At 73.1% G+C, this 17,429-nt stretch carries 13 protein-coding genes; 9 read left to right on the plus strand and 4 right to left on the minus strand.

The annotated features are described in order from the left end of the window. Positions 1-161 precede the first annotated feature (161 nt). The gene (gene polA, locus ACFIF2_RS11875; RefSeq protein WP_395572548.1) at positions 162-2,888 is read left to right on the plus strand and encodes a DNA polymerase I; all 2,727 of its coding nucleotides are present in this window, start codon (positions 162-164) and stop codon (positions 2,886-2,888) included. A gap of 1,197 nt (positions 2,889-4,085) precedes the next feature. On the opposite strand, the gene ACFIF2_RS11880 is transcribed toward polA, so the two are convergent. Further along, positions 4,086-4,940, minus strand: a complete 855-nt coding sequence (locus tag ACFIF2_RS11880; RefSeq protein WP_395572549.1) for a DUF4184 family protein — start codon at positions 4,938-4,940, stop codon at positions 4,086-4,088. Positions 4,941-5,184: 244 nt separating this feature from the next. On the opposite strand from ACFIF2_RS11880, the gene ACFIF2_RS11885 reads away from it, so the two are divergent. Beyond that, positions 5,185-6,996, plus strand: coding sequence for a lytic transglycosylase domain-containing protein (locus ACFIF2_RS11885; RefSeq protein ID WP_395572550.1), 1,812 nt, complete (start codon positions 5,185-5,187; stop codon positions 6,994-6,996). A gap of 76 nt (positions 6,997-7,072) precedes the next feature. On the opposite strand, the gene hrpB is transcribed toward ACFIF2_RS11885, so the two are convergent. Together hrpB and ACFIF2_RS11895 are read right to left on the minus strand one after the other, a co-directional pair. Continuing rightward, a complete protein-coding gene (gene hrpB, locus ACFIF2_RS11890) occupies positions 7,073-9,568 on the minus strand; it encodes an ATP-dependent helicase HrpB (protein ID WP_395572551.1) in 2,496 nt (831 codons plus the stop codon). 77 nt (positions 9,569-9,645) lie between these two features. Then, a complete protein-coding gene (locus ACFIF2_RS11895; protein WP_395572741.1) occupies positions 9,646-10,470 on the minus strand; it encodes a class I SAM-dependent methyltransferase in 825 nt (274 codons plus the stop codon). A 374-nt stretch (positions 10,471-10,844) separates the two neighbouring features. Between ACFIF2_RS11895 and rpsA the strand changes: the two genes are divergently transcribed. The 4 genes from rpsA (at position 10,845) to ACFIF2_RS11915 (ending at position 14,714) form a co-directional block, all read left to right on the plus strand. Beyond that, positions 10,845-12,356, plus strand: a complete 1,512-nt coding sequence (rpsA, locus tag ACFIF2_RS11900; protein ID WP_109031901.1) for a 30S ribosomal protein S1 — start codon at positions 10,845-10,847, stop codon at positions 12,354-12,356. A gap of 164 nt (positions 12,357-12,520) precedes the next feature. Next, on the plus strand, positions 12,521-13,459 hold the full coding sequence (locus ACFIF2_RS11905; protein WP_395572552.1) for a PAC2 family protein: 939 nt from the start codon (positions 12,521-12,523) through the stop codon (positions 13,457-13,459). A gap of 145 nt (positions 13,460-13,604) precedes the next feature. Beyond that, positions 13,605-14,210 (plus strand): dephospho-CoA kinase, encoded by a 606-nt coding sequence (coaE, locus tag ACFIF2_RS11910; protein ID WP_395572553.1) that lies wholly within the window; start codon positions 13,605-13,607, stop codon positions 14,208-14,210. A gap of 123 nt (positions 14,211-14,333) precedes the next feature. Then, positions 14,334-14,714, plus strand: a complete 381-nt coding sequence (locus ACFIF2_RS11915; protein ID WP_395572554.1) for a tetratricopeptide repeat protein — start codon at positions 14,334-14,336, stop codon at positions 14,712-14,714. Positions 14,715-14,805: 91 nt separating this feature from the next. On the opposite strand, the gene ACFIF2_RS11920 is transcribed toward ACFIF2_RS11915, so the two are convergent. Next, a complete protein-coding gene (locus tag ACFIF2_RS11920; RefSeq protein WP_395572555.1) occupies positions 14,806-15,063 on the minus strand; it encodes a DUF6343 family protein in 258 nt (85 codons plus the stop codon). 94 nt (positions 15,064-15,157) lie between these two features. Between ACFIF2_RS11920 and ACFIF2_RS11925 the strand changes: the two genes are divergently transcribed. The 3 genes from ACFIF2_RS11925 (at position 15,158) to ACFIF2_RS11935 (ending at position 17,424) form a co-directional block, all read left to right on the plus strand. Then, positions 15,158-16,072, plus strand: coding sequence for an acyltransferase domain-containing protein (locus ACFIF2_RS11925; RefSeq protein WP_395572556.1), 915 nt, complete (start codon positions 15,158-15,160; stop codon positions 16,070-16,072). 122 nt (positions 16,073-16,194) lie between these two features. Then, on the plus strand, positions 16,195-16,875 hold the full coding sequence (locus ACFIF2_RS11930; RefSeq protein WP_395572557.1) for a class I SAM-dependent methyltransferase: 681 nt from the start codon (positions 16,195-16,197) through the stop codon (positions 16,873-16,875). A 90-nt stretch (positions 16,876-16,965) separates the two neighbouring features. Beyond that, on the plus strand, positions 16,966-17,424 hold the full coding sequence (locus ACFIF2_RS11935; protein WP_395572558.1) for a DoxX family protein: 459 nt from the start codon (positions 16,966-16,968) through the stop codon (positions 17,422-17,424). The last annotated feature ends 5 nt before the right edge of the window (positions 17,425-17,429 follow it).

Here is a 17,429-nt window from a genome sequence, read left to right on the forward strand (position 1 = left end):
TCTCCGATCCTCGCACGCCCCGGTGACAGCGACGGAGGCCGGGCGGACCGGGACATGGGGCAGTGGACCGGGGCGTGGCGGCAGAGGTCGCGGGACGGCCCCGCCCGAGCCGCGGGCGAGCGCGGGGCCGAGTGTCAGTGGTCCGTGGCAGGATCGGGGACGTGGCAGAGACAGCAGCGAAGAAGACCGACAACAGCCCCGGCGGCGGCCGTCCGCGCCTGATGCTCATGGACGGGCACTCCCTGGCGTACCGCGCGTTCTTCGCGCTGCCCGCGGAGAACTTCACGACCGCGACGGGCCAGCCGACCAACGCGATCTACGGCTTCGCGTCGATGCTGGCCAACACGCTGCGCGACGAGGCGCCCACGCATTTCGCGGTGGCGTTCGACGTCTCCCGCAAGACCTGGCGGTCCGAGGAGTTCACCGAGTACAAGGCGAACCGCTCCAAGACCCCGGACGAGTTCAAGGGGCAGGTCGAGCTGATCGGCGAGCTGCTCGACGCCATGCACGTGCAGCGCTTCGCCGTCGAGGGCTTCGAGGCCGACGACGTCATCGCCACGCTCGCCACGCAGGCCGAGGCCGAGGGCTTCGACGTGCTGATCGTCACCGGCGACCGTGACTCCTTCCAGCTGGTGAGCGAGCACACCACGGTCCTGTACCCGACCAAGGGCGTCTCCGAGCTGACCCGCTTCACCCCGGAGAAGGTCTTCGAGAAGTACGGGCTGACCCCCGCCCAGTACCCCGACTTCGCGGCCCTGCGCGGCGACCCGTCCGACAACCTGCCGGGCATCCCGGGCGTCGGCGAGAAGACCGCCGCGAAGTGGATCAACCAGTTCGGGTCCTTCGCGGACCTCGTCGAGCGGGTCGACGAGGTCAAGGGCAAGGCCGGGCAGAACCTCCGCGACCACCTGGAGTCCGTCAAGCTCAACCGCCGCCTCACCGAGCTGGAGCGGCGCGTCGACCTGCCGAAGACGGTCACCGACCTGGAGCGCACGGCGTACGACCGCAAGGGCGTCGCGATGATCCTGGACACCCTGGAGATCCGCAACCCGTCGCTGCGGGAGCGGCTCTACGCCGTCGACCCGGGCGCCGAGGAGGCCGAGGCCGCCCCGGTCGTGGCCGACGGCGTGGAGCTGGACGGCACCGTGCTGGGCACGGGCGAGCTGGCCGGCTGGCTCGCCGAGCACGGCACGCAGCCCCTCGGCATGGCCACGGTGGACACGTGGGCGCTGGGCACCGGCTCGGTCGCCGAGGTCGCGCTCGCCGCGCCCGACGGCAAGGCCGCCTGGTTCGACCCGACGGAGCTGGACGAGGCCGACGAGGCGGCGTTCACGGCCTGGCTGTCCGACGCGGACCGGCCGAAGGTCCTGCACAACGCCAAGAGCGCGATGCGCGTCCTCGCCGAGCACGGCTGGAGCGTCGCCGGCGTCGGCATGGACACCGCGCTCGCCGCCTACCTGGTCAAGCCGGGCCGCCGCTCCTTCGACCTGGACGCGCTGTCCCTTGAGTACCTGCACCGCGAGCTGGCCCCCGCCGCCGCGGCCGACGGGCAGCTCGCCTTCGGCGCGGACGACGGTGCCGAGGCCGAGGCGCTGATGGTGCAGGCCCGCGCGATCCTCGACCTGGGCGAGGCCTTCGAGGGCCGTCTTGCGGACGTCGGCGCCGCCGACCTGCTGCGGGACATGGAGCTGCCCACCTCCGAGCTGCTGGCCCGCATGGAGCGGCACGGCATCGCGGCCGACCGCGAGCACCTCCAGGCGATGGAGCAGATGTTCGCGGGCGCCGTGCAGCAGGCCGTGAAGGAGGCGCACGCGGCCGCCGGGCACGAGTTCAACCTGGGCTCGCCCAAGCAGCTCCAGGAGGTCCTCTTCGGTGAGCTGAACCTGCCGAAGACGAAGAAGACCAAGACCGGCTACACCACCGACGCCGACGCCCTGGCCTGGCTCGCCGCGCAGACGGAGAACGAACTGCCGGTGATCATGCTCCGCCACCGGGAGCAGGCCAAGCTGCGGGTCACGGTGGAGGGGCTGATCAAGACGATCGCCGCGGACGGCCGTATCCACACCACCTTCAACCAGACGGTCGCCGCGACCGGCCGCCTCTCCTCCACGGACCCGAACCTCCAGAACATCCCGGTCCGCACCGACGAGGGCCGCGCGATCCGCCGCGGCTTCGTCGTGGGCGAGGGCTTCGAGTCCCTGATGACGGCGGACTACAGCCAGATCGAGCTGCGCGTGATGGCCCACCTCTCCGAGGACGCGGGCCTGATCGAGGCCTTCACCTCCGGCGAGGACCTGCACACCACCGCCGCCGCCCAGGTCTTCTCCGTCGAGCAGTCCGCGGTCGACGCGGAGATGCGCCGCAAGATCAAGGCCATGTCCTACGGTCTGGCGTACGGCCTGTCCGCCTTCGGCCTGTCCCAGCAGCTCAACATCGAGGCGGCCGAGGCCCGCGGCCTGATGGACGCCTACTTCGAGCGGTTCGGCGGCGTGCGGGACTATCTGCGCCGGGTCGTCGACGAGGCGCGGGCGACCGGATACACGGCGACGCTCTTCGGCCGCCGCCGCTACCTGCCCGACCTCAACAGCGACAACCGCCAGCGTCGCGAGGCCGCTGAACGCATGGCGCTGAACGCCCCGATCCAGGGCACGGCGGCCGACATCGTCAAGATCGCCATGCTCAACGTCGACAAGGCCCTGCGCGAGGCCGGCCTCGCCTCCCGCATGCTGCTCCAGGTCCACGACGAAATCGTCCTGGAGATCGCCCCCGGCGAGCGCGCGGCAGCGGAAGAACTCGTCCGCCGCGAGATGGCGGACGCGGTGCGGCTCAGGGTCCCCCTGGGCGTCTCGGTGGGCTCGGGCTCCGACTGGGAGTCGGCAGCGCACTAGCCTCCGGCGGTGAGCGGGGCGGGGGAGCGGCGCGTGCCGGCGCGTGTCCCGGCTCCGTACTGCCCCCCCCGGGCCCGCACGGGCGGCTCACCGGGCCGACGGGGCGGCGCCGTCGCGGTCACCGGCCAGTCGGCCACGCCGGCCGGCGCGACCCCGGCACCGGGGTCGGTTCCGCCGCGTTTCAGCGCGGTGGGCGGTGTCCGTGCCAACGCTCATACCTACTGCCGCGCCGGGCCGCGTCGGCGCCGCCGCGCACCAGTGCCCGCCGGTGCCACCCGCAGCCGGGCCCGCGTCCGCGCCCCGCGCCCACGCCGGTGTCCTCGCGTTCCGCGTTCGCCTGCGTCCGCGTCGGGAGCTCCGGGCGTCCGCCGGAGGCATCCGCGTTGCGGGGCGCCCCAGGCGTGCGCCGGAGACAGCTGCGCCGGGGCATCGCCGGGTGTGCGCCGGAGGCAGCCGCGTCGGCACGGCCTCCCGGGTGTGCGCCGGAGGCAGCCGCGCCGGCACGGCCCCTCCCGGGCGTCTGCCGAGGGAGCCGCATCGACACGGCCTCCCGGGGTTTGCGCCGTAGGCAGCCGCATCGGCACGGCCCCTCCCGGGCGTCTGCCGAGGGAGCCGCATCGACACGGCCTCCCCGGGCGTCCGCCGGAGACAGCCGCGTCGGCACGCCCCCCGGGCGTCCGCCGATGGCAGCCGCGTCGACGCGGCTCCCGACCCCCTGTCGGAGGTCTCCGTCTCGGTCCCGGCGTCGGCGCTCACCGAGTCGGTTCCGGCCCATTCCGCGCGCCCCGCCCACCCGCAGGGCCCGTCACTCAGGTGGACCCCGCGAAAACGCCCCCGCCCCCGACTCCCCCGAGGATGCGGGCATGGGTATACGCATGCTCCACCACCGGACGACACCGGCACGGGCAAGCACAGACCGACCCGTCCGCGTGCCGCTCCACCCGGTCCCGGTCGTCGCACCGGGCGCCAGTACCGGCCGCATCCCCGCCACCTTCGCGACGGCCCTGCGCCGCACCGCCGCGGATCTCCGCCGTGGCCCTGCCCGCCGGGACCCCACCCCCGCGGCGGCGCGAGAGACGCCCGCCCGGCGCGCGTGGGCCGACCTGGCCCGCGGCTACCTGGCGCTCGCCCTGACCCTGCTGCCACGCACCCGCCCCGCGCGCACCTTCACCGTGTTCGTCGCGAACACCGACACGTTCAGTGCCCGACCCGGTGACCAGACCCCGTACCGACGCCTCCCGGGCGGGTGGGAACCGGGGCCGGACGCCACGCCCTGACCCCCACGGCGTACAGCAGGAGCCCCGGGACGAGACCCGCGCCCGCGCCGAAGCACACGGTAGGGAGCAGCTCCCAGGGCTCGGCGACGTCTCCCCAGTACTCCCACCACCGGGTCGCCCGCTGCACCGCCCCCGCCACCGCGCACCCGCCGAGCACCGCCGCGGCCACCCACCGGTCCCGCACCGAGAGGGCCGGAACGCCCGACGGTTCACCCCGGGGCGCCCGGCGCAGCGCCCGTACCAGGAACACGGCGATCACGACCGCGGCCACCGCGGAACCGCCGTACTGGAGGTACCAGTAGAGCGGCGAACCGGCGATCTCCCGGCCCAGGACCGGGAACATCCGCATGCCCCAGCGGTCGAGGTGCGTGAACTCGTCCCAGACCACGTGCGTCAGCGCGCCCAGCACCGCCGACACGTACCACCACGCCGCGAGGGACGGCCGCACGCGGGCCGGCGGCGTCCCGCAGCGCAGCAGGGCGGCGGCGCGACCCTGCCGGTCCCGCGGCAGCAGGGCCACCAGCGGCTCACGGACCAGCAGCCAGACCCCCACCAGCGCCCAGGCGATGGCCACATCGACGGTGAAGACGCCCGGGAACGAGTGCGTGACGTCCCCGAACTCCATCGCCCCGGACAGGAAACTGGCCGCGTAATAGGTCAGGTCGGGCGAGAACGACCCCGCCACCAGCACGGCCGGCACCAGTCGGCCACGGCCGGTCCCGTCACCACGCACCGCGGGCAGTACGGCGGCGGCATGACTGAGGGTGAACGGCAACGAAACTCCTCATATGGCCAACTGGTGAATATCGGGCGCGAACGGGTGCCCGAGCAAAGCAAGTTGTCGTAGGGTCGCGTGCGGCACCGTACTGGTCGAACAGACGAGCACCGCGCGGGAAAAGTTGTGGCGCAACCGTCGGCCTGAGCCGTTCGTCACAACAGGGCGGGTACAACGGGCGAGCACGACAACCGAAGACCGACGGAGACGGACGCGTGGGCGTCCAGCGGGAGGGGTTCACTCTATGGCGGCGCATTTCGACAGGAGACTCCGCAAGGCGGCGGTCACCACCACCGTGGCAGCGGTCGCGGTCGCGGCCCTGTCCGCGTCCCAGGCTCCCGACGTGACGGCCGACGCGCACGGCAGACAGACCACCGCCGACCAGGTGCCGACGACCGACACGCCCTCCGAGGAGAGCGCGACGGGCAACTCGCCCTACTACACGGACCTCCCGCCGCTCAAGAGCCCGAGCCCCGCCCCGACCGTCGGCACACCCGTCTCCCGGGGCCCGTCCGAGGCCGGCATCCCGGCGACCGTCCTCGACGCCTACAAGAGGGCCGAGTCGGCGCTGCGGCAGTCCAAGCCCGGCTGCAACCTGCCCTGGCAACTCCTCGCCGCCATCGGCAAGGTGGAGTCGGGCCAAGCCCGCGGCGGCCGCGTCAGGGCCGACGGCACCACCGTCAGTCCCATCATCGGACCGCAGCTCGACGGCAACGGCTTCGCGCTCATCAAGGACACCGACAACGGCGTCCACGACGGCAACAGCGCCTACGACAACGCCGTCGGCCCCATGCAGTTCATCCCGTCCACCTGGGCGTGGGCGGGCCGTGACGGCAACGCCGACGGCAAGGCGGACCCCAACAACATCTACGACGCCGCGCTGTCCGCCGGGCACTACCTGTGCCGCAACAACTGGGACCTGTCCGTCCAGGCCGACCTCAACCGCGCGATCCTCAGCTACAACAACTCCCAGGACTACCTGCACACGGTCCTGTCGTGGCTGGAGCACTACCGCAGGGGCACGCACGAGATCCCGGACGGTACCGGCACCCTGCCCGTGGGCCGCAGCGACGACCACACCGGCGTCAGCCGGCCCAGCCCGTCTCCCACGACCACCGGCGCCCCCGGCCGGACCACCAAGCCCGAGGCCCCCGGCACGACCTCGCCCACGCCCGGCCCCGGCGGTTCCACCTCCCCCGGCGGGTCGAAGCCGCCCGGCTCCGGCTCGCCGAGCCCCACGCCGCCGCCCACGAGCGAGCCGGGGACGCCGTCCGAGACGCCCACCCCGACCGACAGGGTGCACCACCTGGAGAACGCGGGCACCACGGGGCTCACCGCCGCCGCGGGCGACACGTTCGCCAAGAAGATCAGCGCCCGGGCCGAAACCAAGGCCGGCGAGGCCGTCGGCAAGGTGCGGATCCGCTTCACCGTCCTCGGCGACACGGACGCCACCTTCACCGGCGGCGACAAGTTCGCCGCGGTCACCACCAACGCCTCCGGCGTGGCCGTCGCGCCCGCGCTGGTCGCGGGTGAGAAGACCGGGGCGTTCACCGTCCGCGCCACCGTCGTCGGCCGCACCGTCCCGGGCCTCGACTACCGGGCCACCGTCACCGAGCGCGTCGCCGACACCCTGGCCCGCACCGGCGACACCGCCCTGACGTGCGCACCGGGCGGCGAGTTCGCCGGCCAGGTCGAGGTGAAGGCCACCTACAAGGGCGCCGCGGCCGGCAAGGTCGCCGTCACGGCCACGCTCACCAAGTCGGCGCTCGACGCGAGCGCGAACGACAAGGGCCCCTACTTCAAGGGCGCCGACGGCACGCCCGTCCGCACCCTCAGCGGCCTGAAGACCGACGCCAAGGGCCTGCTGACGCTGCCGAAGCTGTACGCCGACGACACCACCGGCACGTTCGTGCTCCGCCTCACCACCGCCGGTGGCGCCACCCTCGCCGTCCAGCTGAAGGTGGCCGCGGCGGAACCCGCGCCGAGCCCGTCCACCGAGTCGCCCGCCGCCTCGCCCAGCCCCTCCACGGAGCCGTCGACCGAGCCGGACGCGTAGTCCGCGTCCGCTGCCCGTACGACCGAGGGGCCCTCCGCCGCGGCGGAGGGCCCCTCGACGCCTTCCCGGACGTCCGTCACCTGGCGAGCCGCGCCTTCGTGTGCCGCGTCGGCTCCGCCGTGGCCGGGTCCTCGGGCCACGGGTGCTTCGGATACCGGCCGCGCAGCTCCGCCCGTACGCCCTTGTAGCCGTCCCTCCAGAACGAGGCCAGATCCGCGGTGACCGCGGCGGGGCGGCCCGCGGGGGAGAGGAGATGCACGAGGAGCGGCACCCCGGCGACCTCCGGCGAGCGCTGCAACCCGAACATCTCCTGCAGCTTCACCGCGAGGACGGGCTGCGCGGGGTCCTCGTAGTCGATCCGGATCCTGGACCCACTGGGCACGGTGATCCGCTCCGGCGCCAGCTCGTCGAACCGCGCCGCCTCACCACCGGCCCAGGGCAGCAGCCGCGCCAGCGCCTGCCCCGCATCGATCCGGGACAGGTCGGCCCGGCGCCGGGCCCGGCTCAGCTCGGGCTCCAGCCACTCGTCCACGCGCGCGTGCAGCGCGTCGTCACAGACGTCGGGCCAGGGATCCCCGAGGTGCCGCCGCAGAAAGGCGAGCCGCCTGCGCAGCACCAGAGCCTCGTCCGACCAGCGCAGCAGCCCCAGCCCTTCCCGCCGCAGCCCCTCCACCAGCGCGTCCCGTACGAGCCCGGGATCGGCGTCGGCGAGGGGCCGCACGGTGAGTTCCACCGCCCCGAGCCGTTCGACGCGCCGCGCCACCACGTCACCGTCGCCCCAGCGCACCTCGTCCCGCTCCTCCAGCAGCGCCCCCGCCGCGAGCCGGGCCGTCGCCTCGTCGACGACCGCCCCGAGCCGCACGCGCGCGTGCCCCTTGCCCACGGGCCGGTCGGCCACGGCGACCGCGATCCACGGCGCCCCGCGCAGCGCGGACGCCTCCGCCGGCTCCGCCCGGGTCCCGGAGGCCATCAGATATGAACCGCCGTCCTTCCTGGCCAGCCGCTCCGGAAAGGCCAGCGAGGCCACCAGCCCGGCGAGACGGTCGTCCGTGACGTCCCGCGCCACCCGTCCGGCCCCCTCCACGGCGGCCTCCAGCCGGCGCACCTCGGCCCGCCACCGCGCCCCGTACGCGTCACCCCCGCGCCGCGCGGCCCGCAGCGCCGCCACCAGATCGTCCCCGTACTCCCGCGGCGGCTCCTCACTGAGGAGGGCCACCACTTCGGCCGCCCCGCCGTGCACGCCCGCCGCGTCGAGCAGCGCCCGCCCCAGCCGGGGGTGCAGGCCCAGGCGGGCCAGTCGTGCGCCCCGCTCGGTGGCCCGTCCGGTGTCGTCCACCGCGCCCACGGCCGTCAGGACCGACCGGGCCGCCGCCATGGCCCCGCCCGGCGGCGGATCGAGCAGCGCCAGCCCGGAGGCGTCCGGATCGCCCCAGCAGGCCGTCTGGAGCGCGAACGCCGTCAGGTCGGCCACCTTGATCTCCGGTGCCGGGAACAGCGGCAGACGGGCGTCCTCCGCCTCCGTCCAGCAGCGGTACACCGTGCCCGGCGCCTCACGCCCCGCCCGGCCGGCCCGCTGCCGTGCCGCCGCCCGGGACGCGCGCACCGTCGTCAGGGCGCTCAGCCCCCGCGCGTGATCCACCCGCGGCTCCCGCGCCAGCCCCGCGTCCACCACCACCCGCACGCCCGGCACCGTCAGCGACGACTCGGCCACCGAGGTCGCCAGCACCACCCGGCGCCGCGCCCCCGGGGACAGCACCGCGTCCTGCACCGCCGCCGGCGCCCGCCCGTGCACCTGGAGCACCTCGACGTCCCCCAGGTCCCCGAGCCGCCCGGCGACCCGGGAGATCTCGCCGACGCCCGGCAGGAAACACAGCACGTCCCCGTCCCGCTCGGCCAGCGCCCGCCGCACCACCGAGGCCACGTGGGCCAGCAGCTCCGGATCGACCCGCATCCCGTGCGGCGGCCGCACCGGACGCGCCGGCGGCGCCCACACCACCTCCACGGGGTACGACACGCCGCTCGCCTCGACGACCGGCGCCCCGCCCAGCAGCCGGGACCACCCCTCCGCGTCCGTCGTCGCCGACGCGGCCACCAGCCGGAGGTCGGGCCGCAGCGCCTGGCGCACGTCCCACAGGAACGCCGCCGTCGTGTCCGCGTCCAGATGCCGCTCGTGGCACTCGTCGAGCACGGCCACGTCGACACCCGTCAGCTCCTGGTCCCGCTGGAGCCGCTGGAGCAGCACACCGGTGGTGACGACCTCCACGCGCGTGTGCCGTCCGACCACCCGCTCACCGCGCACCGTGTACCCGACGCTCGCGCCGGGCCTCTCGCCCAGCAGCCACGCCATCCGCCGCGCCGCCGCCCGCGCCGCGATCCGCCGCGGCTCGGCCACGACCACGCGCCGCGCGGGGCCCTCGCCCAGCAGCCCGGCCAGCGCGAGCGGCACCAGCGTCGTCTTGCCGGTGCCGGGCGGCGCGACCAGCACCGCGGTGCCGTGCCCGGCCAGGGCGTCGTGCAGCGCGGGCATCGCACCGCGTACGGGCAGGGCGTCCAGGGCGTCGTAACGGATCACGCCCCCAGTGTCGTACGCCGGGGGAAAGGCCCTTCACGCGCGCGTGCGCACCCATGGGAGGACGAGGAGCCGTGGGCTCAGTCGCGCTCGCAGACGAAGATCGCCGTACCGGGGACGAGATGCCCGCGCAGCGGCGACCAGCCGCCCCACTCGGAGGTGTTCCAGTCCGGCCACTCCGGCTCCACCAGGTCCACCAGCCGGAACCCCGACGTCACGACGTCCCGGACGCGGTCGCCGAGCGTCCTGTGGTGCTCGACGTACACCGCGCGGCCGTCGTCGTCCTGCTCGACGTACGGCGTGCGGTCGAAGTAGGAGGAGGTCACCGTCAGCCCCTCCGGGCCCGGCTCGTCCGGGAAGGCCCAGCGCAGCGGATGCGTCACGGAGAAGACGAAGCGGCCCCCGGGCCGCAGCACCCGGCGCACCTCCCGCAGCACCTGCCTCGGATCGGCGACGAAGGGCAGCGCCCCGTACGCCGAGCAGGCCAGGTCGAAGGAGCCGTCCGCGAACGGCAGCACGGCGGCGTCGGCACAGACCAGGGGGAAGGGGGAACCGATGCGCAGCGCGTGCTGGAGCTGGCGGTGCGAGAGGTCCAGCGCCACGGGACGGGCACCCTGGGCGGTCAGCCAGCGCGAGCACTGGGCGGCGCCGGCGCCGATCTCCAGGACGTCTTTGCCCTTGAGGTCCTCCGGCGGGCCGAGCAGCTCGGCCTCCACCTCGTCCAGGCCCTCGGGACACCACACGAAGCGGTCGTCGCCGAGGAAGGTGCCGTGCTCGGTCTGGTACTCGTCCGCGTTGCGGTCCCACCAGCCACGGTTGGCGCGGGCGCTCTCCGTGACGCCGGCGGCACGCCGGGTGGCCTCCGGTTCGGCCGCTTCGGCCTCGGACGTTACGGGCTCTTGGATGGCCGGCTCCCTCGTACTAGTCTGCGGTGCTTCCGCGCCGCCCGCCCCGCGTGTCGCACAAGGGCGTCCAGGAGGTCCATGTGGCCTTGGAGGACGGCTTTTGTGCCGGGTATGCGGCGTTCTGCCCCGGGTGGGCGGCTTCGCGCATTGACCCTGCCCGGCTGCCCCCGTATGCTACAAGTTGCGCTGCGGGCCTGCGCACCTCAGACGTAGCAGGTCGCGCTCGCATCTGTTGTATGTCCCCTCGGTTCTCGAGGCGTCACCAGCATTTTTCGGTGGCGCTTACTTGGCTGTCCGGCTTCTGCAGAGCGAAACGGGCTCCCGGCGTAAGCAGTACCTACGACTTCAATGTCCGTACCGGAGCCCTTTCCCACATGACGAGCAGCACCGAGACCACCGCCACCACCCCGCAGGTAGCGGTCAACGACATCGGTAACGAGGAAGCCTTCCTCGCCGCGATCGACGAGACGATCAAGTACTTCAACGACGGCGACATCGTCGACGGCGTCATCGTGAAGGTCGACCGGGACGAGGTCCTGCTCGACATCGGTTACAAGACCGAAGGCGTTATCCCGAGCCGCGAGCTCTCCATCAAGCACGACGTCGACCCCAACGAGGTCGTCGCCGTCGGTGACGAGATCGAGGCCCTTGTTCTCCAGAAGGAGGACAAGGAAGGCCGCCTGATCCTCTCGAAGAAGCGCGCCCAGTACGAGCGTGCCTGGGGCACCATCGAGAAGATCAAGGAAGAGGACGGGATCGTCACCGGTACCGTCATCGAGGTCGTCAAGGGTGGTCTCATCCTCGACATCGGCCTCCGTGGCTTCCTCCCGGCTTCCCTGGTGGAGATGCGCCGCGTCCGCGACCTCCAGCCCTACGTGGGCAAGGAGCTCGAGGCCAAGATCATCGAGCTGGACAAGAACCGCAACAACGTGGTCCTGTCCCGCCGTGCCTGGCTGGAGCAGACCCAGTCCGAGGTCCGCCAGACCTTCCTCACCACCCTCCAGAAGGGCCAGGTGCGGTCCGGCGTCGTCTCCTCGATCGTCAACTTCGGTGCCTTCGTGGACCTGGGTGGCGTCGACGGTCTGGTCCACGTCTCCGAGCTCTCCTGGAAGCACATCGACCACCCGTCCGAGGTTGTCGAGGTCGGCCAGGAAGTCACCGTCGAGGTCCTCGACGTGGACATGGACCGCGAGCGCGTCTCCCTGTCGCTGAAGGCGACCCAGGAAGACCCGTGGCAGCAGTTCGCCCGCACCCACCAGATCGGCCAGGTCGTGCCCGGCAAGGTCACGAAGCTGGTGCCGTTCGGTGCGTTCGTCCGCGTGGACGAGGGCATCGAGGGTCTGGTCCACATCTCCGAGCTGGCCGAGCGCCACGTGGAGATCCCGGAGCAGGTCGTCCAGGTCAACGACGAGATCTTCGTCAAGGTCATCGACATCGACCTCGAGCGCCGCCGCATCAGCCTCTCGCTGAAGCAGGCCAACGAAGCCTTCGGTGCCGACCCGTCGACGGTCGAGTTCGACCCGACCCTGTACGGCATGGCCGCGTCGTACGACGACCAGGGCAACTACATCTACCCCGAGGGCTTCGACCCCGAGACCAACGACTGGCTCGAGGGCTACGAGACCCAGCGCGAGGCGTGGGAGACCCAGTACGCCGAGGCGCAGCAGCGCTTCGAGCAGCACCAGGCGCAGGTCATCAAGTCCCGCGAGGCGGACGAGAAGGCCGCTGCCGAGGGTGTCGACACCGCGGGTGCGGCTCAGGCCGCGTCCGGCGGCGGTGGCGGCGGCGGCTCGTACTCCTCCGAGGGCGGCGACAACTCCGGCGCCCTGGCGTCGGACGAGGCGCTGGCCGCGCTGCGCGAGAAGCTGGCCGGCGGCCAGAGCTGATCGCACGCTGAGCTGAAGCTCCTCATCGAGCGGTAGCTCGTGAACCGAGGGCCCGCATCCCTTCCCTGGGGTGCGGGCCCTCGGCGTGTCCGCCGCCGCGGACGGGAATGACCGCGCCCGTACCCGCGTTGTCCAGTAGGAACACGAGGAGGGGAGCGGTCACTGTGCTTGATCCGCAGGGTTTGTACGCATGGGAGCCGAAGGGCCTGGCAGTCGTCGACATGGCACTCGCCCAGGAGTCGGCCGGACTGGTCATGCTCTACCACTTCGACGGATACATCGACGCCGGTGAGACCGGCGACCAGATCGTCGAGCAGGTGCTCGAGTCGCTTCCCCACCAGGTCGTCGCCCGCTTCGACCACGACCGGCTCGTGGACTACCGCGCGCGCCGGCCGCTGCTGACCTTCAAGCGGGACACCTGGACGGACTACGAGGAACCCACCATCGAGGTGCGGGTCGTCCAGGACGCCACCGGGGCGCCCTTCCTGCTGCTGTCGGGCCCCGAGCCGGACGTCGAGTGGGAGCGGTTCGCCGCGGCCGTCCGGCAGATCGTGGAGCGGCTCGGCGTGCGCCTGTCGGTCAACTTCCACGGCATCCCCATGGGCGTCCCGCACACCCGCCCGGTCGGCATCACCCCGCACGGCACCCGCACCGACCTCGTGCCGGGCCACCCCAGCCCCTTCGAGGAGGCCCAGGTCCCCGGCAGCGCCGAGGCCCTCGTCGAGTACCGGCTCATGCAGGCCGGACACGAGGTGCTGGGCGTCGCCGCGCACGTGCCGCACTACATCGCCCGTTCCCCGTACCCGGACGCGGCGCTGACCGTCCTGGAGGCGATCACCGGGGCGACCGGTCTGGTCCTGCCGGGCATCGCGCACTCCCTGCGCACGGACGCCCACCGCACCCAGACCGAGATCGACCGGCAGATCCAGGAGGGCGACGAGGAGCTCACCGCCCTCGTCCAGGGCCTGGAGCACCAGTACGACGCCGCCGCGGGCGCCGAGACCCGCGGCAACATGCTCGCCGAGCCCGTCGAGATCCCGTCGGCGGACGAGATCGGCCGCGAGTTCGAACGCTTCCTGGCGGAGCGGGAGGGCGAAGGCTGATCCGGTAATCTGGCGGATGACCGTGCCCCACCTGTCCCACCTGTCCCCGCCGTGGCGGGGATGCTCCGGTGGGCCCGACCGGCGGGATCGGAGTCGGTAAGTTGCTCCCCGCACCTGCGGGGATCGGTGAGATGGAGGCGCGGTCGTGCTGTCCGTGGGCCTGACCGGCGGGATCGGCGCCGGCAAGAGCGAGGTGTCGCGGCTGCTCGTCGGGCACGGCGCCGTACTGATCGACGCGGACCGGATCGCGCGCGAGGTCGTCGAGCCGGGCACCGAAGGGCTCGCCGCCGTCGTGGCGGCGTTCGGCGAGGACGTGCTCGCCGAGGACGGTGGCCTGGACCGGCCGAAGCTCGGCTCGATCGTGTTCTCCGACCCGGAGAAGCTGGCCGTGCTGAACGCGATCGTGCACCCCTTGGTCGGCGCCCGCACCCGCGCTCTCGAAGAGGCCGCGGCCGAGGACGCCGTCGTCGTCCACGACGTCCCCCTGCTCACGGAGAACGGCCTGGCCTCCCTGTACGACGTCGTGGTCGTGGTCGACGCCGACCCGGCCACCCAGCTCGACCGGCTCGTACGGCTGCGCGGCATGACCGAACAGGACGCCCGCGCGCGCATGGCCGCCCAGGCGACCCGCGAGCAGCGCCGGGAGATCGCGGATGTGGTCATCGACAACGACGTACCGCTGGAGGAACTGCGGCGCCGCGTCGACGAGGTGTGGGACGAGTTGAGCCGTAGGGCGCACGCGCCGCGCTGAGCGCCCCGGTCACACCCTGGCGGCTCCGGTCCGCCCCCGCGACCCCAGGAATCCCCAGGAATCCCCAGGAATAGCGTTCCCCGCGCGGGCGTTGATCCGTTCCAGCGAGGGAAGGACTCTGCCGTGCCCGAGACCAGCGGTCCGACCGGACGTACTCCGGAGACGGACGTCATCGACTTCCGCGCCGCCGAGCAACTGCTCGCGGCGCGAGACCCACGGGGCGCGGTGAAGCTGCTCGACCAGGTCATCGGCGCCCACCCGGAGAACACGGCCGCGCGGCTGCTGCGGGCGCGTGCCTTCTTCGCGGCGGCGCAGCTGAGACCGGCCGAGCTGGAGTTCACCATCGTCCTGGAGCGCGAGCCGGACAACGCCTTCGCGCACTTCGCGCTGGCCCGCACCTACGAGCGCCGGGGGTGCCCGGAGCAGGCCCGGCGCCACTTCCGGCTGGCCGCGGCCCTGGACCCGAACCCGGAGTACCTGCAGCAGGCGCGGTTCGAGTCCTGACGGACGGGCGGACCGCTGACGGGCCGGGTACGGACCGTCGAGGGCTGCCGGGCAATCCCCGAGGGCTCAGGACTCAGGGCTCAGGCAGGGCTCAGGGCCTCGGGGGCCGGTACGGCGGGACGTCCGGTCCCGGCTGGTAGTGCGGGCCCTGGCGGATGTGCCGGACGATCACGGCCAGGTCGGCCATGACGACGAGCCACAGCACTCCGCACGCGACCGCCCAGCCGGGTCGCCCGGCGAGCGCGAAGGCCACCGTTCCGAAGACGGCCCACACCAGTCCCCACACGCTCAGCCAGAAACGCGTGCGCAGCGCACTGCGCGCGGTGGCCGGTTCACTTCCGGTACGCATCGGATCACCACTCCTATGGAAAACGTACTCCGGGAGACGACGGGGAAGAAGCGCCGAGGGACACGCTGAGGGAAACGCCGAGGGGAGACGACACGTGCTGCCGGACGCCGGTGATCTGCCCGACGTGCTGCTCGACCTGGCGGTGCCGCACGAGGACATCAACCCGCTGGTGCGGCTGCTCAGCGGCGTGACCCGGGACGCCGGCACGACGCGGCTGCTGGAGGAATGCGTCCGGGAACTGACGCGAGACCTCGGGGAGGCGGGCGCGAACGCGGACGGCGTGCGGCGCTTCGGGGAGCGGCTGGCCGAGGGCCCGAAGAAGCTGGGCGGCTACTTCGCCGCGTTCGTGTTCGTCGCCGCGCTGCCGTACACACGGGCGTACCACCAGGAGCGCGGCATCCCCGCCGAGGTCACCCGGCGCACCCTCGCCGACCTGGGCCGGAACATGGCGAGCCACCGCCGGCGGTACGGCACCGGCGGGGTCCGGGCCCCGCGGTGGCTGGTGCACCACTTCCGGGGCGAGCTGTACCAGCTGGGGCGGCTGCAGTTCGAACGGGCCGCGGTCGGTCAGCGCACGGCACCCGCGCTGCGGTCGGCCGGACTCGACGCCGTGCCGGGCGAACCCTGCCTGAACCTGCACGTCCCGGACTACCGGGGGCCGCTGACGCCGGCCGCCTGTGACCGTTCGCTGGCGCTCGCCCGGGAGTTCTTCCGCCGGCACTTCCCCGAGGAGCCCTACCGCGCCGCGGTGTGCCACTCCTGGCTCCTCGACCCGCAGCTCAAGAGGTATCTGGCCGCGGACTCCCACATCGTCCGGTTCCAGGAGCGCTTCCGGGTGGCCCGCGAGGACGCCGAGCCGGCCGACGCGGAACCCGTCCGCTTCGTCTTCGGCAACCCGGAGCTGTCGGTGGAGGAACTGCCGCGACGCACCTCCCTGGAGCGGGCCGTCGGGGACCATCTGCGGGCGGGGGGTCACTGGTACATCGGGAACGGGTGGCTGCCCTTCTGACGCGCACGGCGCCTGGAGGGGCGGCGGGGCATTCAGGGCGGTGAGTCACTCGGACGGGTGAACCGATGCCGGACGGGAACGGGTGTGCGGGGACGGCCCGTTGGACGGGCATGGAGCTGAGAATGCGAGAAGGACACCAGGGGACGGGACCGGGGCCCATCACCCCGGACGGCTGCGCGGTCGAGCTCTACTCGCGGCTGCCCGCCGGTGCCGAGCCGGGCATCGTCGCCGCCGCCGTGCCCGAGGGCGCGCGCGTCCTGGAGCTGGGCAGTGGCGTGGGGCGCATGACGCATCCGCTGGTGGAGCGGGGTTTCGCGGTCACCGCGGTGGACGAGTCCGCCGAAATGCTGGAGCACGTGCGCGGGGCGCGCACGATACGCAGCCCGATCGAGGACCTGGACCTCGGCGAGCGCTTCGACGCGGTGCTCCTGGCGTCGTTCCTCGTGCACGCCGGGGACGTCGAGGTGAGACGGGGACTGCTGCGCACCTGCGCCCGGCATGTCGCGGAGGACGGCTGCGTACTGATCCAGCGGGAAGGAGCGGACTACCACACGAACCTGCCGCGCGAGCGGATCGATCCCGCCGGTTTCACCGTGCGGATCCTGTCGTCGGAGCCGGTCGGGGACGGAGTCCACTCGGTCCGCGCCGTGTACGAGTTCCCGGACGCGGTCTGGACCCAGACCTTCCGCGCCCGGCCGCTGACCGAGGCCCAGTTCGAGGAGGCGCTGGGGGAGGCGGGACTCCGGGTGGACCGGTATCTGACCGACGACGGGACCTGGGTGAGAGCCGTCCCCGTGCCGTAGAAAAAGGGGCCGGTGCGGCGATGAGTTACGGGGCGGCCTGCGGTCTGAACACCTGACCGCAGCACGGAACGTCCAGCTCAGGAGACCTGCATGTCCGAGACCATCGCGTCCACCGCACCGGCCACGACCGTCACCGCCGCGACCCCGGCCACGCCGGCCCGTGGGCGTGGCGCACGGATCGCCCTGCGTGTCGTCCAGGTGCTCCTGGCGCTCTTCTTCGCCGTCGCGAGCGCCGGACCCAAGCTCGTCGGACACGCCTCGGCCGCCGACGTCTTCGCCGAGATGGGCTGGGGCGCCACGGGTATGTACGCCATCGGCGTCCTGGAGCTGGCCGGGGCGATCGCGCTGCTGGTCCCGGTGCTCCAGTCGGTCGCGGCGGCGGCCCTGAGCGCGCTGATGGTGGGCGCGTTCGTCGTCCAGCTCACCTACTTCGACGGAGAGCAGGCCGCCACACCGCTCATCCTGCTGGTGCCGCTCCTGCTCATCGCCCGGGCCCGCCGCGCGCACAACGAGGACCTGCTCCGACGGGTTCGAGGCCGGCGCGGCTGATCAGC

Origin of the sequence: Streptomyces sp. BK79 (genome assembly GCF_044142145.1) — a bacterium.
GTDB lineage: Bacteria > Actinomycetota > Actinomycetes > Streptomycetales > Streptomycetaceae > Streptomyces.

Coding starts and splice junctions, on each gene's coding strand:
- rpsA (WP_109031901.1), top strand. CDS start 10,845: ATGACGAGCAGCACCGAGACCACCGCCACCACCCCGCAGGTAGCGGTC.
- ACFIF2_RS11935 (WP_395572558.1), top strand. CDS start 16,966: ATGTCCGAGACCATCGCGTCCACCGCACCGGCCACGACCGTCACCGCC.
- ACFIF2_RS11920 (WP_395572555.1), bottom strand. CDS start 15,063: ATGCGTACCGGAAGTGAACCGGCCACCGCGCGCAGTGCGCTGCGCACG.
- ACFIF2_RS11885 (WP_395572550.1), top strand. CDS start 5,185: ATGGCGGCGCATTTCGACAGGAGACTCCGCAAGGCGGCGGTCACCACC.
- ACFIF2_RS11930 (WP_395572557.1), top strand. CDS start 16,195: ATGCGAGAAGGACACCAGGGGACGGGACCGGGGCCCATCACCCCGGAC.